This window comes from Pseudomonas cichorii (assembly GCF_003700275.1).
Lineage (GTDB): Bacteria > Pseudomonadota > Gammaproteobacteria > Pseudomonadales > Pseudomonadaceae > Aquipseudomonas > Aquipseudomonas cichorii_B.
In genome coordinates this window covers 1-20,434 of the sequence record NZ_RBRE01000085.1, presented here as the reverse complement: position 1 = coordinate 20,434, position 20,434 = coordinate 1, and the positions used below count along the sequence as shown (strand labels likewise).

Here is a 20,434-nt window from a genome sequence, read left to right as displayed (position 1 = left end):
CTGCCAATGTTAAGTAGAACTGCCTCGGATCTTTTCTGGATGTCGCGTTACCTGGAGCGAGCGGAGAATCTCGCCCGAATGATGGACGTGAGTTATTCGCTGTCATTGATGCCCCAGGACGGGCGCGGCGGGCTGGACGAAATTGCCATGCCGCTGCTGATCACCGGCACCCTGGACACTTACGTGGAGCGCCATGGCGCCTTGCATGCCGAACGCATGCTGCATTTCTTTGCCCTGGATGCCAGTAATCCGGCCAGCATCTATAGCTGTCTGGGCGCTGCACGCGCCAGTGCCCATGCGGTACGTGGCCGAATCACCGCCGACATGTGGGAAAACATCAATGCCACCTGGCTGGAGATTCGCGGGATCGCCGAGCAAGGGCTGGCACGCTATGGCATGAGCCATTTCTGTGAATGGGTCAAGGAGCGCTCCCATCTGTTTCGCGGTGCGACCTACGGCACCATCATGCGTAACGATGCGTTTCGCTTCATCCGGCTCGGGACCTTTATCGAACGTGCCGACAACACCATGCGCATGCTCGATGCCCGTTACGAAATGCTTGAGTTGCGTGGTCCGCAGGCCAACGCGGCAGCGGACAACTCCGCCGCCGGTTACTACCAGTGGAGCGCCTTGCTGCGAGCCTTGTCGTCCTTCGAGGCTTACACCGAGCTGTACCGGGATGCGCCGGGCGCGCGCCAGGTTGCCGAGCTGTTGCTATTGCGCGCCGACATACCGCGTTCCCTGCGCGCCTGCCTGGAAGAACTGGACCTGATTCTTTCCAGCCTGCCGGGCGCCAATGGCCGGCCGGCACAGCGCCTGGCTGCGGAAATGGATGCACGCCTGCGCTACACCAGCATCGACGAGATCCTCGATGAAGGCCTGCATGAGTGGTTGAACGAATTTATCCCCCTGGTAGCCCAACTGGGTGACGCTATCCACATTTCATACCTGGAGGCTGCATGAGACTCTCAATTAGCCACGAGACCAGTTATCACTACGACGATCAGGTCCGCGCCAGCATCCAGTATCTGCGTCTGACGCCCCATGACAGCGAACGCCAGCAGGTCCTGAGCTGGCAGCTGAGCCTGCCGCGTCCGGTGCGTGCGCAAATCGATCCGTTCGGCAACATCCTGCATGTGCTGACCCTGGACGAGCCCCATGAAGCAATCATCATCGGAGCCCGCGGCCAGGTCGAAATCGACGAAACCCGTGAAGCCGAGCACGAAAGCCAGTCGGCATTGCCATTTCTGCGTTTTACCCGCCTGACGGAAGCCGACGATGCGATGCGTGCATTTGCTGCCAGGGAGTGCCACAAACGCACTGACCGCACCGGCTTGATCGACCTGATGCAGGCGCTGAACCAGCACATCGTCTACACGCCCGGCGCGACTGAAGTCGATACCAGTGCGGCGCAGGCGTTTGCCGGTCGTTCAGGTGTCTGCCAGGACCACACTCATGCCTTCCTCGCATGTGCCCGTAGCCTGGGCGTTCCGGCGCGCTATGTTTCCGGGTATCTGTACAGCGACGACAGCGATCATCTGTCCGGCCATGCCTGGGCCGAGGCCTGGATCGACGGGGCCTGGTACAGCTTCGACGTGACCAATCAGCTCTCGATCCCGGCGCGGCATTTGAAACTGGCGGTCGGCCTGGATTACCTGGATGCCTGCCCGGTACGCGGCATGCGCCGTGGTGGCGGTTACGAGCACATGCACGCCAAGGTGTCGGTGTCGCCGATGGTCAGCGCCACGCAGATCCAGGTGCAGCACCAGTAAGGTAATGCCCCCGTAGGAGCGAATTCATNNNNGAATGAATTCGCTCCTACGAGCATTAAATCCTGCAGAGAACAGGTGAATACCTACTCCGCCGGATCATCGCTGATGTCATACAGCGCATTGTGCAGCTCTTCGTAATTGCCGCCGTTGATCACACTGAAGTAACCGGCTTGCCTCAGCTTGTCCTGGGCCCGGCTCGCCTTTTCGTTGGAGCTGCTGAAAATCACAAAGGTAGAGTTGCGGTCGGCGAGCACTTGTTTGAGTTGATTGACCAGGCGTGCATCTTCGACACGCACGGCATTGAGAACGGTGCCGGCGTCGTACTCGGTCTGGCTGCGCACATCCACCGCCAGCTTGCCTTCCTTCAGGGCGGTCACCGCTACGGCCTGCTCGACCTCGCCAGCCTGCACAGTGAAAGCACAGCCCAGAACAACCAGCGCTATCCATTGACGCATAAGTCCACCTCCCATCATCCGAACAGGAAGATTGGCACAGTTATGTGCGCTCCGGTAGGGCATGGAGGGTCAGCCGAACAACCGGTTCAGATTCGGCACGATCAATAGAAGGGTGGTGGCGAATACGATAAGTCCCGCCTGACGTAGTTTTGAATGCTTGAACATGGCTGACTGCCTTTTGTTGTTATTCCTGAGCGACAAAAGCTCACCGAATTCATCAAGTACGAAATCGGGCAGCTGGCAAAGGTGGTGCTTATGAACAGGTGGTCACGACCATGTGGCCGCTGACCTGACGCTGGTTGTATTTTTATCGCGCCTTACTGTTACAGATTTAACCTTAGAGCCCGCATGGCACATGGCTTAGAACTATTTGATCTTGCTAGGCCGGTATTTTTGATTAAAGGTTATTTTTGAGCAGCTGATAACATGGTCAGGCCTTGGCTAGAGGCCTTGAAGGAATATCGTTAGCCTTCTACCGTTCGTCTGGCCAAGGCATGCCCTGCAAGCGATACAGGGTGACGGCCGTGGCGATACTGGCTGCTTGCTTTGATCGTGCAATTCAAGGCAGGCTTTGCCCGTGCGCTATTGCCTTTTTACTGTTTCAGGTCCTTTTTTATGCCGTTACGCATCTGCATTCTGGAAACCGACATCCTGCGCCCGGAGTTGGTTGAGCAATATCAGGGTTATGGGCGGATGTTCGAGTTATTGTTTGCGCGCCAGCCGCTGGCCGTGGAACTCACGGTCTACAACGTGATGCAGGGCATCTATCCTCCCGAAGACGCGCGATTCGATGCCTATCTGGTGACCGGTAGCAAGGCCGACTCGTTTGGCAGCGATCCATGGATTCAGACGCTCAAGGTCTATCTGCTCAAGTTGTACGAGCGCGGCGACAAGCTGCTGGGGATCTGCTTCGGGCACCAGTTGCTGGCGCTGTTGCTGGGCGGCCGGACCGAGCGCGCCACGCAGGGCTGGGGCGTGGGCATTCATCATTATCAACTGGCTTCTTCGGCGCCGTGGATGACTCCGGCCATGGACAAGCTGACGTTACTGATCAGCCACCAGGATCAGGTCACGGCACTGCCGGAAAATGCCACGGTGATCGCTTCCAGCGAGTTCTGCCAGTACGCGGCTTATCACATCAATCATCAGGTCCTGTGCTTCCAGGGTCATCCCGAGTTCATCCACGATTTTTCCCGCACCTTGCTGGATCTGCGCCAGCAGACACTGGGCGATCAGATTTATCGCAAGGGTCTGGCCAGCCTGAACCACGATCATCACGGCGCCACGGTTGCCGAGTGGATGACGCGATTTGTCGCGCACAAGCAGGATTCGGGCACGCTCTGAGCCTGAATGTTTCCCGACGCTGCTGCATGGCCATCAGCGTCGGGAACAACATTTCGGTTACAGCCAGCCGGAGCGCTTGAAGCTGGTGAACAGTCCGGTGCAGCCCCCCACGATTACCCCCAGTACCACGAAGTAGCCGTAATGCCAGGTCAGTTCCGGCATGTTCTCGAAGTTCATCCCGTAGATCCCGGCGATAGCGGTGGGGAAGGCCAGAATGGCCGCCCAGGCCGCGAACTTGCGCTGCACGATGCTTTGTCGTGAGGCCTCCAGCAACAAACCGATCTCGATGGTCTGGCTGGCGATATCGCGCAGGTTGCCCAGGTCTTCCATTTGCCGCTTGACGTGAATTTCCACGTCGCGAAAGTACGGACGCATGTTCTTGTCGATAAACGGGAAGCTCAGCTTCTGCAGCTCCTCGCCGACCTCGACCATGGGCGACACATAGCGGCGCAGGCGCAGCAGGTCGCGGCGCAGGCAGTGAATGCGATGGATATAGGATTCATTCAGCGCACCGCCCAGTACGCTTTGCTCCAGCTCTTCCAGCTCGGCATGGATGGCTTCGGTCACCGGCTGATAGTTCTCGGTCACGAAGTCCAGCAGGGCATAGAGCACGAAGTCCTCGCCATGCTCCAGCAGCAACGGCCTGGCCTCACAGCGCTGGCGCACCACGCCGTAGGATTTGGAGTGGCCGTTGCGCGAGGTAATGATGTAGCCCTTGCCGGCAAATATATGGGTTTCGATGAACTGCAGCCTGCCGTTTTCCCGTACCGGCGCGTACGTGACGATAAACAGCGCGTCGCCGAAGGTTTCCAGTTTGGGACGGCTATGGACTTCCAGCGCATCTTCGATGGCCAGTTCGTGCAGGTTGAACTGGGTCTTGAGGCTTTCCAGCTCCTGTGGTGTGGGTTGTTCCAGCCCGATCCAGACAAAGTGTCCCGGCTTGGCCGCCCAGGCCGCGCCTTCTTCCAGGGTGATATTGCTGACTTTCTTGCCTTTGCTGTAAACCGCTGCTGCAACAACTCGGCCCATATCGGTATCGCTTCTTTTTCAAATAGTGGCAGTGATGCAAAAAGACTTTGCGCCATGGCTCATAAGAGAAAGCCCGCGTTGGCGGGCTTTCTCTGTATCGCACGTAAAGCTTAGAGCGAATGCTGTTTGTCGAGTTCTATTGCTGCATCAAGTGTATCGAGCAGTGCTTTGCGCACCTTGAGCTTGGTCTTCCTGTGGGCATTCATGTTGATCTTCTTCAACTGCACGGCGGCGTTGCGGGCGGTTTCCTGCAACTCCTCGACGCTGACCACCTTGTCGAGAAAACCTGCGTCCATCGCGCCCTTGGGGTCGAACATCTCGGCATTGATCACCGAGCGATGAAAGGCCGACTTGCGCAGGCGGTCGCGGGCCAGTTCGATACCGACATGGTGCATGGTCATGCCGATCTGGACTTCATTGAGGCCGATATTGAACGGGCCATCGACCCCGATCCGGTAATCGGCCGACAACAACAGGAATGCGCCCTTGGCCACGGCATGACCCGGGCAGGCGACAATGATCGGGAAGGGATGAGCCAGCATGCGCCGCGCCAGCGTCGAGCCTTGAGCCACCAGCCCGATGGCCGCCTCGGCGCTGGACGTCATGACCTTGAGGTCATAGCCGCCCGAGAGGATGCCCGGCTGCCCGGTGACGATCACTACCGCACGATCTGTCTCGGCCTGATCCAGCGCAGCATTGAACGCGGCGATCACATCGGGCGAGATGGCATTGACCTTGCCGTTGTTGAGGGTCAGCGTGGCAACACCATCTTCCAGTTGGTACGAGATCAGATCACTCATGACGCGATTCCTTATTGTTGAGATGGGCAGACGTTACTCAGCTGTAACCATCAGGTAAAGCGCTGACTGACCGGTCATTAACGGGTTGCCCGGCCACGTCGTGCACGGGCTTCAGGCAAGAGGCGAGCGGGCCGTGAACAGGGCCACTTTTCCTTTTACCTCGACCGTGATGTCCTTGAAGTGCAGGGCCAGCGCCTCGCGCAGGCCGGCGACGCTATCGCTGCGATTACCAAAGATGCCTTTCTTGTTGTAGACGGTCATCAGCTTGTTACCGAAGCCGTTGTGCCCGGCTTCGTCGCCCAGAATGGTTGCGCCAAACAGCACGCCGTTCTCGTTCAGGCGGGTCTTGAGGTTGGCGAAGACCTGCGCCTTGTCGCTCATCGTGCCGGGCAGGCAGTGCAACAGATAGAACAACGAGATCGAGTCATAGCCCGTGGCGTGATCTGCGTTGAACGGCTTGAACACGTCGTGCTGGATTACCCGTATACCTGGTCGGCCGTACCGCTGGCGGGCAGCTTCCAGACTGCTGCTGTTGAGGTCCAGCAAGGTGACTTCTGTGCTGAGCGGCAGATCGGCATTGGCCAGGTAATAGCCCGTGCCGACGCCGACATCCAGATGACGATTGCCAACATGGCGATTGAAGAACGGCTGCAACACTTCCGTGGTCGAGCACTGCCAGGCAAAACGGTTGGAAACGCCCAATACCCACCAGTCATACAACTTCAGGGTCAGGGGAGAATAAACGGCTGCGCCTGCTTCGGAAGAATGGTTCATGACACGGCTATTCCTTGTTCAAACCCGGGATTACTGTTCGATTTCGTTCAGCTCGCAATACTCGTCCCAGTCCATGCCCAGGGCTTCGGCCACCTGTGCATGAGCTTCAAGACGCATGCTCTTGAGCTGTTCGGGGGATTCTGCAACCAGTTCCAAGGCCAGCTCCCAGGGCTCGATGCCCAGGTGCTCTGCTTCATCCTCGAACGCCCATTGCGTTTGCTGCTTCTGTTCTTCAGGGCTGAGGTTCTTGATTTCATCCTGCAAGGTCGGATGGGTCGAGAGGTATTTCGCCAAAGCGGCTTCGTTCCACTCCAGTGCATTCATGCCGGGTTTCCTCAAACTCAGGGGGTAGCCAGACCTGTCGGAGAGGAGGCCTGGCGAGACGCCGAGATTGTGCGGGAACGGGGGGAATGCTGCCAGTGCTGGCACGGCACACAATCCAATATCGTGCCATGCCAATCTGTTTCAGGTGGCGCTACAACCAATGGCTCAAGCGTCCTTGCCTTGCACAAGTCCAGAGCCCAGTTCCGCAGCGGTGATCGGATCGGCTTGCGGGTCAGACTGGGTACGCTCTTTCATCATGGTCAGGGTCAGCACGTCCTCTTCGTCGAGCATCACGGAAGCAGTGCCATCGCCGCCATCCACCGCCGGCTGTGGATTTTCGACGTACTCGAACTCCTCATCGCTGTTCCAGGGGCCGCGAAGATTCGGTTCGCCGCTGGACATGCTGAAGTACTTGTTGGCGAATTCCGGCATGCCGGGCAACTTGCCCTGCGGGAAGTTTGGCTGGATCGAGTGCAGGGCTTTTTCAAACGACTTCTGATGCGCGATCTCGCGAGTCATCAGAAACCCCAGCGCGTCCTTGATTCCGGGATCGTCGACCACATTCATCAAGCGCTCGTAGACAATCTTGGCCCGGGCTTCGGCAGCGATGTTGGAGCGCATATCGGCGGTGGGTTCGGTGATCGAGTCGACATAGGCGGCGGTCCAGGGAACCCCGGCAGAGTTGATCAGCGGAGCACCGGCGCCATACAGCAGGCTGGTGATATGGGAATCGTTACCGGCACCATTGATGCTGCGATACAGCTCGCCTTCCTCCTGCACACCTTCGGCCATTTGGCCCTTGGCACCTCTATTGAGCATGACGATGATCGAGCCGACCACTTCGAGATGGCTCAGCTCTTCAGTGGCAATGTCCATCAGCAAATCCTTGCGCCCCGGATCTTCCTCGGCCAGTGCCTGGGTGAAGTAACGGGCCGCTGCGGCCAGTTCGCCCTGAGCGCCGCCGAACTGTTCCAGCAGAAGATTGGCGAGTCCCGGATTGGGCTGGGCTACACGGACGGTGTATTGAAGTCTTTTGTTATGTAAAAACATGCGGGTTTCCTCAAACTCAGGTTTTTGCGCGTTTGCCACTGCGGGCAATGGCGCAGACATAAGTTTCGATAAGACCCGGAACCTAAAGATTCTTTGTTTATTTGCGCGCCACGACGGGTGGCTGCGAGTAAATAGTTCAAGGTTACGGATGAGCTGTCGTCATGAGCGATACCTTGCCTATAAACACTAATCCGCAGGCAGCAGATGGTTCAGCCGCCGAAGCGGCTGAGGCCGTTTACGGTCACTTCTTGGCTTCTAGATCGGGGTTTTCGGAGCGGCTCAGAAAGGCCTTGGTAATCTGCGGCATATGCTTCAGCAACCAGTCTGCCATCGCTTGCTCCTGCGGCAGGATCCGCTCGCATGCCTGTTGGGTTTGCGCATCGCCGGCCGCTTGCGCAGCGGCAATCAATACCGTGTAAGTCGCGATTTCCACGTTCTCGAACACGTAGCCGGACATCGCGCCTTTCACCACTTCATCGCTCATCATCGGCCCCATCACCGCTTGACCAAACGCCATGACTTTTCCGGTCAGGTCCTTCAGGGTTGACGGGCTTTCTCCATAACGGGCCAGGCATTCACCAACCAGCTCCTGCTGACCGAGCGTTTCCTCGATGTGCTGCTCGATCCGGCGCTTGAGCTCCGGATAGTGCTCCAGGCGCTCAGCCTGCGCGGTGAGCATTCTTTCGGCCTGTTGCTCCATTGCATGGGCATCGCGAAGCCAGTCGATAAGATTTTCCTGTGGGGTAGCCATGTGTAGTTCCTCGTTCATTGGGGTGTAGTGGGGCGATACACACGTATGAGCCGCATTCACTGTCTTCGACGAGTACTGACTTCCGGCTTTTCGTGCCATGCGGTAGAGCCGGGGGAGGGGAAGGGGGTTCGCAGTATTTGTTGGCCGTCTGTCTTTCAATAGTCCGCAAAGGCCCAATAAAAACAGGGGAAATACCGCCAGGTAACAAATTTGATACCAAGTCGCTACAAAAAATTGACGGCAAAGAAATGGCGTTCTAACATCGCGGCCCTTACTGGTGATGTCAATGTGATATTGCGGGGCGTAACGTGTATTTCTCTTCTTCCAGAACAGCCCTGCCTGCCTTTATCGGGCCATGCCTCTTTGCATTGTCCATTCGCTGGAAAGGCCCGCCCCGCTGAGTAAGCGTAAAGCCTCAAGCCGTTTTCTTTTCTGATTCAACTCTCTTCCGATACCCCGCAGGAACACTCGCACATGGACGTCAAGCACTTCGCCTTTCTGGCCCGTCAACCGTCGGCCGGCCTGCAGCAGCGTGAGCGTTTCTGGGGAATGTCCAAGCGCGGGATTGCGTTGATCCTGGCCAATGCCATGTTCTGGCAGCCGCTCTGGGCGCAGGCGGACGGGATCGTGGTCAGCAGTGGTTCGACCAGCGTCGGCGCGGCGGGCAACGGGGTGCCGATCATCAACATTGCCGCGCCCAACGGCAGCGGCCTGTCGCATAACCAGTTCCAGCAGTACAACGTCGGCACTCAGGGGGTAATCCTCAACAATGCCACGGCGCCGACCCAGACCCAGAGTACCCAACTGGGCGGCATCATCATCAGCAACAGCAACCTGCAAGGCCCGGCGGCAACCACCATTCTCAACGAGGTGGTCAGCAACAACCGCACCGAACTCAAGGGCTACACCGAAGTGGCCGGCCAGGCGGCCAAAGTGATCGTCGCCAACCCGTACGGCATTACCTGCGATGGTTGCGGTTTCATCAACACGCCGCAGGCGACCCTGACCACCGGCAAGCCGGTGTTGGACGGCAACGGCAACCTGCAGCGTTTCAATGTCCAGGGCGGTAGCGTGGCCATTGAGGGGGCCGGGCTTAACGCCGATAACCTCGACCAGTTCGACATCATCACCCGCAGCGCGAAGATCAACGCCGAACTGCATACCAAAAAGCTCAATATCATTGCCGGTCGCAACGACGTCGATGCGCAGACCCTGAACGCCACGGCGCTGGCCGACGACGGCAGTGCCAAGCCGACCCTGGCCATCGACAGCTCGGCCTTGGGCGGGATGTATGCCGGTGCGGTGAAGCTGGTGGGCACCGAAGCCGGGGTCGGGGTCAAGCTGGCGAGCAATGTGGCGGCCAGTGCCGGTGATATCCAGATCGATGTCAATGGCCACCTGAGCATGGTTCAGGTCACGGCCAGTGCTACCGTCGACGTCAAGGCGGCCAGTGTCGAGATGAGCGGGCCTCTGTATGCCGGGGCTTCGCTGTCGATAATCACGCCGGGTGATCTCACGATTCAGCAGAACATTGCTGCACGGGATATCGTCAATCTGTCCAGCGGTGGGCAGCTCACCAACAAGGCGATCATCGAAGCCGGAGTCAATGCCGATGACAGCCGCAATGACACGGGCGATATCACGCTCACGGCCCATACGCTGAACAACGGCAACCAGAGCGTGATCGCCAGCCGGAACCTGTCGGTCAAGGCCACTCAGGCGCTCAACAATCAGGGCGGTATGCTGAGTGCGCAAGGCCATCTGGATATCGGTACGGCGACTCTGGACAACCAGAGCAATGGCCGCCTGCTGAGCCGCGGCACACTCAATGTCGTGGCCGATCAGGTGTTGAATAACCAGGGGTTGATCACCAGCAGCGGCAATCTCGATGCGACTCTGGGTCATCTGAGCAACCGAAGCGGTGAGCTCAATAGCCTGGGCAATGTCTCTCTGCATGTCGTGTCCCTGGATAACGTCGCGGGCCTTGTTGCAGCCGGTCAGTTACTCGACATCACTGCCAGCGGACTACTGAGTAATCAGAGCGGGCGTCTTGCCGCCGCACAAGGCATGACGCTTCAAGCGGCAACGCTGGACAACAGCCGGCAAGGCTCCATCAACAGCCAGGGAGCGCTTGGCATCCAGTCCGGCGGCAAACTGAGCAATCACCTGCAGGGTCGCATTGAAGCCAAAGGTGCAGCGCAAATCACTGTCGGCAGTCTCGACAACCAGCAAGAAGGCGTGCTGACCAGCGCGCAAACCCTGAACCTTGTGGCAGGTCAGGTCGATAACAGTGAAGGCGGCAGGATTGCCAGTGCCATGGCGCTGACCGCCAGTGTCACTGGACTGGATCAGCATGATCGCGGTCAGTTCTACAGCAATACCGATCTGTCTCTGGATCTTGGCCAGGGTGAGTTGAATAACCGCAATGCCTTGATCAATGCATCGGGGCAGTTGTTGCTGAAAAACCTCAATGGCGTCATCAACCAGAATGGGGAAATTTCCAATACCCGTAGTTTCGAGCTGATTGCCCAGAGCCTGGACAACCGTTCCGGGAAGATCATCAGCCAGGGCTTGCTGTCATTGCATGTTGCTCAGGCACTGAATAACGCCAAGGGGCTGGTATCGGCTCAAGGGCTGGATGTGCAGGCGGACAGTCTGGATAACCGTGGGGGGCTTATCGAGGCTGGCACGGTTCTGGATCTGCGGGCTTCGAGCCTGGATAACCGGGATGGTGTCGTCCAGGCTGACGGCACTCTGAAACTGGCGGTTGACCAGCTGGATAATCGCGACAAGGGCATTATCACGGGCAAGGCAGATGTCTCTGTCGAAGGCTCGGTTCTGCAGAATCAGAGCGGTCTGTTGAGTGCTGTCGGCCCGCTCCACTTGAATTTTGCCGAGGTGCAAAACGACGCAGGCCGTATTTCCAGCCAAGACGATCTGACTGCCACCGTGGGTGTCTTGCAACAGCAAGGCGGTGCCTTGGTGGCGCAGGGCGACCTGAGTCTGGTGGGCACTCGCCTCGATAATCTCAAGGATGGTCTGGTTGGCAGCACAAAAGCGCTGAAGCTCGAAGTCGAACAGATCGATAATCTTGGCGGTGAGCTTTCCAGCGCTCTGGCAATGGATGTTACGAGCCAGCGCCTGGATAACAGTGGCGGCAAGATCCTGGCCGGGACTGGCCTGGAGCTGAAAGTCGGGCAGTTGATCAATCAGTCCAGGGGGCTTGTCAGTGCCAAGGGTGCCGCTACGTTGTCAGGCACTGGCATGGACAATTCGGGCGGTACGCTGGCCAGCCTTGGCGATCTGAGCATTAACCTCGACGAAGACCTGCTCAACCATCAAGGCCTGATCAGCACCGAAGGTTTATTGCATATCGGTGCCCGTAATCTCGATAACAGTGCAGGCAGCCTGAGCAGTGCAGGTGCCTTGTCGATCAACAGTCTTGGCAGCCTGCTCAATCTGGGCGGGAGCATCGGCACCGATGACAGCCTGATCCTGGAAAGTGCCAGTTTCGATAATGGTCACAAAGGCCTTGTTTCAAGTCTGAATGCCAGTCAGGTCAACACCGGAGTCTTCGATAACAGTGAGGGCGGCCGGCTCATCAGTAGCAGTACCCTTGAGCTGGTGGCCACTCAGGTCAAGAACATCAACGGTCGTATCGCCAGCGACAAGGCCCTGAACGCTTCGGTTTCCAGTCTGGATCAGCAGGGCGGTGAACTGTTCAGCAACACCAGCCTGAGCCTGGACATGAATCACGGTCAGCTCGACAACCAGGGCGGCTGGATCAACACGCCGGGCGCGCTGCTGCTGAAAAACCTCAATGGCGTGAACAACCAGAAGGGCGAGATATCCAGCGCTGAAGCGTTCACTCTGGCGGCGAAAAACCTGGATAACAGCGACGGCCAGATCAGCAGCAATGGCTCGCTGGATGTTCACATTGAACATGCCTTCGACAACCAGCGTGGCTCGTTGATTACCGACGCCGGGTTGCTGTTGACAGCCGACAGCCTGGATAACCGGGCGGGCAAACTCGTTGGCAAGACCGACCTCAATGCCACCTTCAATACACTCGATAACCGGCAAGGCACGCTGATCAGCTCGGCGGCCATGACCCTGGTCGCTGGCAGCGTCGACAACCGCAAGAGCGGTCTGATTGGTGCGACCGGGGCTCTGGACGTTGATGCCGATGAGTTCGACAACCGTGGCGGCGAGTTGACGGGTAATGAAGACGTCACTCTGCTGAGTCAGACCTTCGACAACAGCGACGGCGGTCAGGTATTCGCAGGCCAGGCACTGAAGCTTGCCGTTGACCAGCTGTTCAACCGCACCCAGGGCCAGATCGTTGCCCGGACACGTCTGGAGCTGGAGGGGCGGACTCTGGACAACAGTGGTGGCCTGCTCAAAAGCCAGGAACTGCAACGTATCAATCTTGGCGGAAATCTCGATAACGCTGGGGGGCGGATCAGCAGTGAAGGCCTGCTGGATGTCACGGCGGCCAGGCTGACCAGCCTCAAGGGCAGCCTTTCCAGCGCCTCCGACCTGACTGTCACGACTCAGGGGCAACTCGATAACCAAGGTGGCGAGTTGCTTACCGATGGTTCGCTGATCATCAACAGTGGCAGCCTGGATAACCGTCAGGCTGGCACTCTCAGCGGCAAGGGGCTGGTCAAGGTCACTACCGGTGCGTTTGATAACAGCAAAGGCCTTCTCAACAGCGGTAGCACCCTGGAGCTCAAGGCCACTCAGGTCACCAATCAGAACGGCGGCCTGATTGGCAGTCAGGAAGCCTTGCTCGCTTCGGTCACGGGGCTGGATCAGCAGGGCGGCAAGTTATTCAGCCGCTCCAGCCTCAGCCTGGATATGAATGACGGCCAGTTGAATAATCAGGGTGGCCTGATTTCTGCGCCCGGCACGTTATTGCTGAAGAACCTTTCGGGTGTGAATAACCAGGGCGGTGAAATATCCAGCGCCCAGGCCTTCACCGTCACTGCGCAAAACCTCGATAGCAGCAACGGCAAGTTGCTCAGTGATCAAGGCCTGACCCTGCGCATTGCCCAGGCCCTGAATAACGTCAAGGGTCTGATCGATGCCGCAGCTCTCGATGTTCATGCCGATAGCCTGAATAACGATGGCGGTACCCTGATCAGTCGCGGCGATCTTGAGCTGCGAGTGGACGGGACACTGGATAACCGCAGCAATGGCCTGATCAACAGCCAGGGTGATTTGATCCTGAATGCCCGTTCGCTGGACTCCAGCCTGGGAGGCGAAGTTTCTGCCAGGGGTGATCTTGGCCTGAGCCTGTCTTCACTGGTCCAGCAAGGCGGACGTCTGTTGGGTGAAAAGGCCGTGACCCTGAATCTGTCCGGCAACGATCTGGACAATCAGGGCGGTCTGATCAACGCCAAGGGGCTACTGACCCTCAACGAGTTGCGCGACCTGAACAACAACGGCGGAGAACTCTCAAGCAGTCAGAGTTTCAGCGTTATTGGTCGTAATCTCGACAACAGCGCTGGCAAGCTCATCAGCAGTCAGACCTTGACGGTTCAGGGCGCTGCACTGACCAATCAGAATGGCCTTGTCTCGGGCTGGAAGGGTTTGAGTGTCGGTGGTTCGAGTCTGGATAACAGCAAGAGCGGTACGCTTTCCAGCAGCCAGGGTGATGTCAGCCTTGAGCTTGATGGCGCCCTGATCAATCGCTCGGGTGGTGCGCTGGTCAGCCAGGGACGCCTCGATGTAACGGCCGACTCGATCGATAACAGCGACAAGGGCATTCTCAGCAGCGGTGCCGGGCAGATCCTGACAGTAAACGGTGCAATCGATAACGGTCAGGGCGGTCTGATCGACAGTGGCGCCGGCCTGGATATCAACGCGGCCAGCCTGAGCAATGCTGGCGGTGCAATCAATGCCCGGCAGGCATTGACCCTGAGTGCTGCAAGCTTGCTGAACACCGGCGGTAGCCTGGTCAGCAATGGCGCAGTAAAGGTCAATGTCGACTCGCTGGATAATCGTTCGGGCAGGATTGCCAGCGCCGGTGCACTGACGATTCAGGACGTCGTGCATATCAATAACCAGCGCGGCACCCTGGCCAGTCAGAGTCTGATGACCCTCAGTGGCGAAACCCTGGACAACAGCGATGGCGGTACGGTCGCGGCCACGGATGCGCTCGACATTCTTGTCAGTGACTCGCTGAACAATAACGATAATGGCCTGATCTACAGCCAGAACGCCGGTATCACGGTGCAGGCGGCGAGCCTTTCCAACGATCGGGGCGCACTGCAAAGCCAGAATGGTTTGAGCCTGGACATCGGTGACGAGCTTTCCAGCCAGGGTGGCAAGATCATTGCGCAAGCCGGTGATGTCAGCGTAAAGGCTGCCAGTTTTGACAACCGCGGTGGTCTGCTCGCCAGTCTCAAGGGCCAGCTTGAGGCGCGTATAAGCGGCGTCTTGAACAACGGGTATGACACGAACAACAAAGGCGGCGTGATTCAGGGGCTGGGGCTCGACCTTCATGCGCTGGCGGGATTGAACAACAACGGTGGCCGCATCGCTGCGCAAGGCAGTGACCTGATCGTCAATACCGCGGACTTGAATAACCGAAGCGGCGGTCTCTATGCCGGCGGGCTGCTGCGCGTCAATGGCAATCATCTCGACAGCAGCGCCGGACAGATTGCCGGCAACCGGATCGAGTTGGACCTTAACGGCATCCTGACCAACCGTGACGGCATTGTTGAAAGCGACACGATCCTGGCTGTCACCGCTGCCAGTATCAATAACCAGAGTGGCAAGCTTCGGGCGCTGGGAACGACGGGGGCGACGGCTTTCCAGATCGGCGGCCTGTTCGATAACCGCAGTGGCAGCCTGGAGACCGCCAACAGCGACCTTGGCCTGAACACGGGCAGTTTCCAGAACACTGGCGGCCAGTTGTTGCATCTGGGCGAAGGCACCTTCGACATCTCCCTGCCGAACGTGACAGGGGCGGGCGGCACCATCGTCACCCGTGGCGGCCTGACACTCAATGCGGATACCTGGACCAATACCAGCGTCATTCAGGCCGGGCGCCTGAAGGTCAACGTCAACAACTTTACCCAGACGGCAACCGGCCAGTTGCTGGCGTCGTCGCGTCTGGAAGGCAGTGGCGGGACCTGGACCAACAACGGTTTGATTGCCAGCGATGGCAGCCTGAGCCTGCTGCTGAACGGTGCCTATGGCGGTAGCGGACGGCTGACCAGCCTGGGTGACATGAATGTCACGGCGTCATCGATCAATCTCGACAGCAGCACAAGCATTGCCGGTGGTGCGACCACGACGCTCGGCGTGCAAGGCCAGCTCATCAACAATGGACGCCTGAGTTCCGCCGGCGCGTTATCGATCAATGCCGCTGGCATCACCAACCAGGGGACGCTGGGAAGCGGGCAGGGCCTGAGCATCATTGCTGGCAATCTGAGTAACCTGACCAGCAATGCCCTGTTGTTCAGCGGCGCGAAGATGGACCTGCAGGTAGCGAACCTGACCAACAGTTACGCCGACATTTACAGCATGGGCGGGCTGGATATTTCCGGCGGTGCGGGCAAACGTTCATCTCGCGTGGAGAACAGCTCAGGCTCGATCGTTGCGCTGGGCAGCGTCAACATCAAGGCCGATAACTTTGCCAACAAGTCGGAAAGCTTTTCGGCGGGCGGAACTCTGACCTCCAGCTACATTGCAACCCGCTGCTTGCCACCTTGTCGTGGTTTCTGGGGGCTGGAATACATTGTCAGGGATGAGTACAAGGGTGTCGCCGCAACCTCTACGCCTGCTGCCAGCCTCAGTGCGGGTGGCGATTTTACCTATGAAGGCACCACCTTCAACAACCAGGAAAGCACGCTGACGGCTGCGGGCAATATCAGCATCACGTCTACCAACTTCACCAACGTCGGCTCTGCCAGTGGCGATGTCGTGCGTGTCAGGACTTACCTGACATCCATGTCTGCCGGTGAGGCCGGATCCCTCAACGACCGCTACATCGATCCTTACAACGCCAAGAACAACTCATACCTCCTGCCTTATGACTACTCCAGCAATGTCTGGTACCGGGCGCAAAACGGTGAGATCCGGCTGGGTGATATGACCTACGATCCGGACCCAGCGGTTCGGGACAGCGTTATCTACGACAGCAAGACTCAGGAGCCGGTTTTTGACGGCGTGAGCTGGATGTTCCTGTCGGTCCGTTCCGGCAAAAGTTATGACGGCAAGAATTTCGTACCACTGCCTGATTTCCTGAATGCCAACATCCTGAACAGCGATGAAATCACCGGCGGAACCTTGCGCTCCGCCGTCGTCCAGGCAGGCGGCAATGTAACCATCACCGGTACCCAGGACATCAACAACGCGGTAGTCAGGCAACTGACACCGGTTTCGCCCACGGGCAAGCCGTTGGGTGAAGTTGCGGTAGACAAGCACGCCCGAACCATTTTCATCAATTCGCAGCTTCCTCCGGATTTGCTTCAGCAGCAGGTCAATCCATTGAGTCTGCCAGGGTTCAGCCTGCCTGACGGGCAGAACGGGCTGTTCCGCCTGAGCAGTGAAAGTGCCAATGGTAGTCAGGTGAATCCGCTTGGCAGTCAGTCGGCGGACTGGGTCATTGGCCAGGCCGCTATCAGTCCTGGCCAGCGTCAACAGACTGGAACGGTGTCTGCTCCGTTGCCTTTCAATGGCCAGGCCGCACCTGTCGTGACGAGTCGAGACTTCGATGCTGTCAATCGCAACGGTTTCGATAACGACATCGCTGCGCGGACGCTGGATGTTTCCGCGGCCGTTGTTCCTGACGGCGCGGGTAATCAGGCATTCTCCGGCGCTGCGATCACCACGGGTGCCGGGCAGACATTGCAGTCTGCGCTGGGTCAGACCCTGTCACGTGTGAGCGGGGTACCCCAGGCCTCTGGATCGCGCAGTCCACACAAATACCTGATCGAAACCAATCCTGTGCTGACCGACCTGCGGCAGTTCATGAGTTCGGATTACCTGCTCTCTAATCTCGGCTACGACCCGGATGAAAGTGCCAGGCGTCTGGGGGATGGGCTGTACGAGCAACGCCTGATCCAGCAGGCCGTTGTGGCACGTACCGGCCAGCGCTTCATCAATGGCCAGACCTCGGACGAGGCGTTGTTCAAGTACCTGATGGACAACGCTATCGCCAGCAAGGACACGCTCAACCTGTCGCTGGGCGTGACGTTGACGGCGCAGCAGGTTGCGGCCCTGACCCACGATATCGTCTGGCTCGAAGAGCATGAAGTCGCGGGTGAGAAAGTCCTGGTGCCGGTGCTGTATCTGGCTCAGGCCAATAACCGACTGGCGCCCAACGGGGCGCTGATTGCCGGCAATGACATCAGCCTGATTGCCGGTAAAGACCTCAAGAACGCCGGGACCTTGCTGGCCAGTAATAACCTGTCGGCTACGGCCGGCAACGACATTGCCAACAGTGGCCTGGTGCAGGCAGGTAACCGGCTGGATCTGTTGGCGGGGAACAATATCCTCAACAACGGCGGCGGAGTGCTGGCGGCCAAGGACATCAATCTGGTCGCTGTCGAAGGCGACGTGATCAATGAGCGCAGCGTCCATACCTATGACATGCGCTCCGGCAGATACACCCAAAGCAAAAGCTTTGCCGATGAGGCTGCACGTATCGAGGCCGAGAATGCCATCAGCATCAGTGCCGGTCGTGATGTTGCCAACATCGGTGGCGTGATCAACAGCGGCAATGATTTGAAGATCACTGCCGGACGCGATGTCAGCAATGTTTCCGCTGAAGAGCGCGACAAGGAAAACGGTCCGGGTTACCTCGACGAAACGGTTGTCCAGCATCAGGCGCAGATCGACTCGGGACGTGACGTCAGCATACGTGCGGGGCGTGACGTGGCGAGTGTGGCCGCCGGGATCACGGCGGCGCGTGATATCGGGATTGTTGCAGAGGGCAATATCACCGTTGGCTCTGCTGCCAATGAAGAGCACTACTTCAGCAAGACCAAGGAACTGACGGTTCAGAAAGACCGCGTTACACAGCAGGGCAGTTCCGTGACTGCCGGCGGTGATGTGGTGATGAATGCCGGTAAGGACATGGCGCTGATTTCCAGCCGGATCACCGCCGGTGATGAGGCGTATCTGGCCGCCGCAGGCAAGATCGATGTCCTGGCCCGGCAGAACAGCAGCTACTTCCTCTATGACGAGAAACTCAAAGGCAATTTCGGTACCGGCTCCACCCAGCGGGACGAAATCACCAAAGTCACCCACGTGGGAAGTGAGATCACGACGGGGGGCAATCTCACCCTGCTTAGCGCAGGCGATCAGCGTTATCAGGTTGCCAGGCTTGAGAGCGGCAAGGACCTGACCCTCACCAGTGGCGGTGCCATCACCTTTGAGGGCGTGAAAGACCTCGAACAGGAAAGCCACGAGAAAAGCGATAACAGCATGAGCTGGAACTCTGCCAAAGGGCAGGGCACCACTGACGAAACCCTGCGCCAGAGCCAGCTCATTGCCAAAGGCAACACGGTCATTCAGGCCGTCGATGGCTTGCAGATCGACCTGAAGCACATCGATCAGAGCAGCATCAGCCAGACCATCGATGCAATGGTCAAGGCCGATCCGCAGCTGGCCTGGCTCAAGGATGCAGAGCAGCGTGGTGATGTTGACTGGCGTCTGGTGAAGGAAACCCACGAGTCATTCGATTACAGCCATTCCGGCATGGGCGCAGGAGCCATGCTGGCGGTGATCATCATCGTGACGGTACTCACCGCGGGTGCGGCCAGTACCGCCGTGGCTTCCGCCAGTACCGCCATGGGGGCTTCGGCAACCGGCACCATGGCCGCTGCCGTGGGTACGACCGCAGCCGGCCTGGGCAACATGGCTGTCACTGCCGTGGTGACTTCGGTCGCCAGTACGGCGGCGGTCAGCACCATCAACAACAAGGGCAACCTGGGTGCGGCGTTCAAGGAAGTCATTTCCTCGGAAAGTCTCAAGGCCTATGTGCTGGCAGGCGTCAGCGCGGGTATTGCCGCTCAGTTTGGTTTCAACCCGACAGAACTGAAGTTTGATCTTCCCAGTGTTGGAGATGTTGCGATCAAGGTCGCTGCCGACTCTGTCGCCAAGACAGCGATCATGGGCGGCAGTCTGAAAGACAATCTGGTCGAGTCGGCGCTGGGCACGGGCATCAGCATCGGTGGGGCGATCGGTGCCAACAAGATCGGTGATGTCACACTGTTCGATAACGGCAAACTGTCGAAGATCGCCATGCATGCGGCCTTGGGCGGTCTGATGGCTGAAGCCATGGGCGGCGATTTCCGTACGGGAGCCCTGGCAGCCGGTGCCAACGAAGCGGTGGTGGACTTTCTGGCGGACAAGCTGTTGCCAGTGGGCGTCGACAGGAACAGTGCGGCCTACCAGGAAGGCGTAAGCCGCCTGCTCGCCGCTTCGCAGCTGGTTGGCGTGTTGACGGCCGCGATTACAGGGGGCGATGCATCGGCGGCGTCTGCCGTGACGGCAAACGCAACCCAGTACAACAACCTCGATCACCCGTCTGCCGAGCGCTTGCTCAAGGAGCTTCAGGGATGTCGGGCGACACAAGGCTGTTCTGAGCAGAATATCCGTACCATCATCGCCGATTATGAAAGCCTGTCGACCAAGCGCTCGATGGCTATCAATGCCTGTAAAAGCAGAGCCTGTGTCGATGATATTCAGAAAAGCGCCATCTCTCTCGATGAGCCTGTTGCCAAGGATCTGCTGGATTTCCTGAGACGCAACGTTTCGTACGATATGGCGGGTCTGCTCACCGGTAATCCGGGTTCGATTGCCGTTCCTTCGCAAGGTGTCGATGGCTGGGGAGCCTTGTTTACTTCCGACAAGCAAATGGCTTATGCGAAGAATTTCCAGGAAGGATGGCTGACACCGAGCGAACTGGCCGGAATTGATCAGTGGGTCAAGGACACCAGTTGGCTGGATGTACGATTCGGCAAGCAGCTTGACCTGCAAGAACGGGCCGCTCTGATTACGGAAATCCAGATGAGCGGCGGCATGGCGCTGCTGGCGAGAACACCGGTCGGCACAAGCCTGGGCGGCGGGAAATTGCTGACTGGAGGCGGCTCTGGTGGTGGTGGTGGTGGTAGT

Annotated in this window: 10 protein-coding genes and 1 pseudogene; 4 read left to right on the top strand and 7 right to left on the bottom strand. The window is 58.4% G+C overall.

Annotation, left to right across the window (positions count from 1 at the left end; genetic code table 11):
- Positions 1-6: 6 nt before the first annotated feature.
- Together ALQ04_RS22300 and ALQ04_RS22295 are read left to right on the top strand one after the other, a co-directional pair.
- Entirely contained in the window at positions 7-963 is a 957-nt protein-coding gene (locus ALQ04_RS22300) for an alpha-E domain-containing protein (protein ID WP_122317899.1), read from the top strand.
- Positions 960-1,772, top strand: a complete 813-nt coding sequence (locus ALQ04_RS22295) for a transglutaminase family protein (protein WP_122317898.1) — start codon at positions 960-962, stop codon at positions 1,770-1,772. The genes ALQ04_RS22300 and ALQ04_RS22295 overlap by 4 nt, the downstream gene beginning before the upstream one ends.
- Positions 1,773-1,855: 83 nt before the next feature.
- Here the strand turns inward: ALQ04_RS22295 and ALQ04_RS22290 are convergent, their stop codons facing one another.
- Entirely contained in the window at positions 1,856-2,227 is a 372-nt protein-coding gene (locus tag ALQ04_RS22290) for a rhodanese-like domain-containing protein (protein WP_122317897.1), read from the bottom strand.
- Between the two features lie 615 nt (positions 2,228-2,842).
- On the opposite strand from ALQ04_RS22290, the gene ALQ04_RS22285 reads away from it, so the two are divergent.
- Positions 2,843-3,571 carry an amidotransferase gene (locus ALQ04_RS22285; RefSeq protein WP_122318018.1) on the top strand — a complete coding sequence of 243 codons (729 nt, stop codon included), beginning with the start codon at positions 2,843-2,845 and terminating at the stop codon, positions 3,569-3,571.
- A gap of 57 nt (positions 3,572-3,628) precedes the next feature.
- Here ALQ04_RS22285 and ALQ04_RS22280 read toward each other — a convergent pair whose 3' ends face one another.
- From ALQ04_RS22280 to ALQ04_RS22255, 6 genes are all read right to left on the bottom strand, one after another.
- The gene (locus ALQ04_RS22280) at positions 3,629-4,600 is read right to left on the bottom strand and encodes a magnesium and cobalt transport protein CorA (RefSeq protein ID WP_122317896.1); all 972 of its coding nucleotides are present in this window, start codon (positions 4,598-4,600) and stop codon (positions 3,629-3,631) included.
- Positions 4,601-4,710: 110 nt separating this feature from the next.
- Entirely contained in the window at positions 4,711-5,400 is a 690-nt protein-coding gene (locus tag ALQ04_RS22275; protein WP_122317895.1) for a crotonase/enoyl-CoA hydratase family protein, read from the bottom strand.
- A gap of 111 nt (positions 5,401-5,511) precedes the next feature.
- A complete protein-coding gene (locus tag ALQ04_RS22270) occupies positions 5,512-6,174 on the bottom strand; it encodes a bifunctional 2-polyprenyl-6-hydroxyphenol methylase/3-demethylubiquinol 3-O-methyltransferase UbiG (RefSeq protein WP_122317894.1) in 663 nt (220 codons plus the stop codon).
- A gap of 30 nt (positions 6,175-6,204) precedes the next feature.
- On the bottom strand, positions 6,205-6,498 hold the full coding sequence (locus tag ALQ04_RS22265; protein ID WP_122317893.1) for a DUF6388 family protein: 294 nt from the start codon (positions 6,496-6,498) through the stop codon (positions 6,205-6,207).
- Positions 6,499-6,663: 165 nt separating this feature from the next.
- Positions 6,664-7,548: a manganese catalase family protein gene (locus ALQ04_RS22260; protein ID WP_122317892.1), complete on the bottom strand. Its 885-nt coding sequence runs from the start codon at positions 7,546-7,548 to the stop codon at positions 6,664-6,666.
- 241 nt (positions 7,549-7,789) lie between these two features.
- A complete protein-coding gene (locus tag ALQ04_RS22255; RefSeq protein ID WP_122317891.1) occupies positions 7,790-8,299 on the bottom strand; it encodes a ferritin-like domain-containing protein in 510 nt (169 codons plus the stop codon).
- Positions 8,300-8,944: 645 nt separating this feature from the next.
- Between ALQ04_RS22255 and ALQ04_RS22250 the strand changes: the two are divergent.
- A pseudogene (locus tag ALQ04_RS22250) lies at positions 8,945-20,434 on the top strand (filamentous hemagglutinin N-terminal domain-containing protein); the annotation flags it as partial.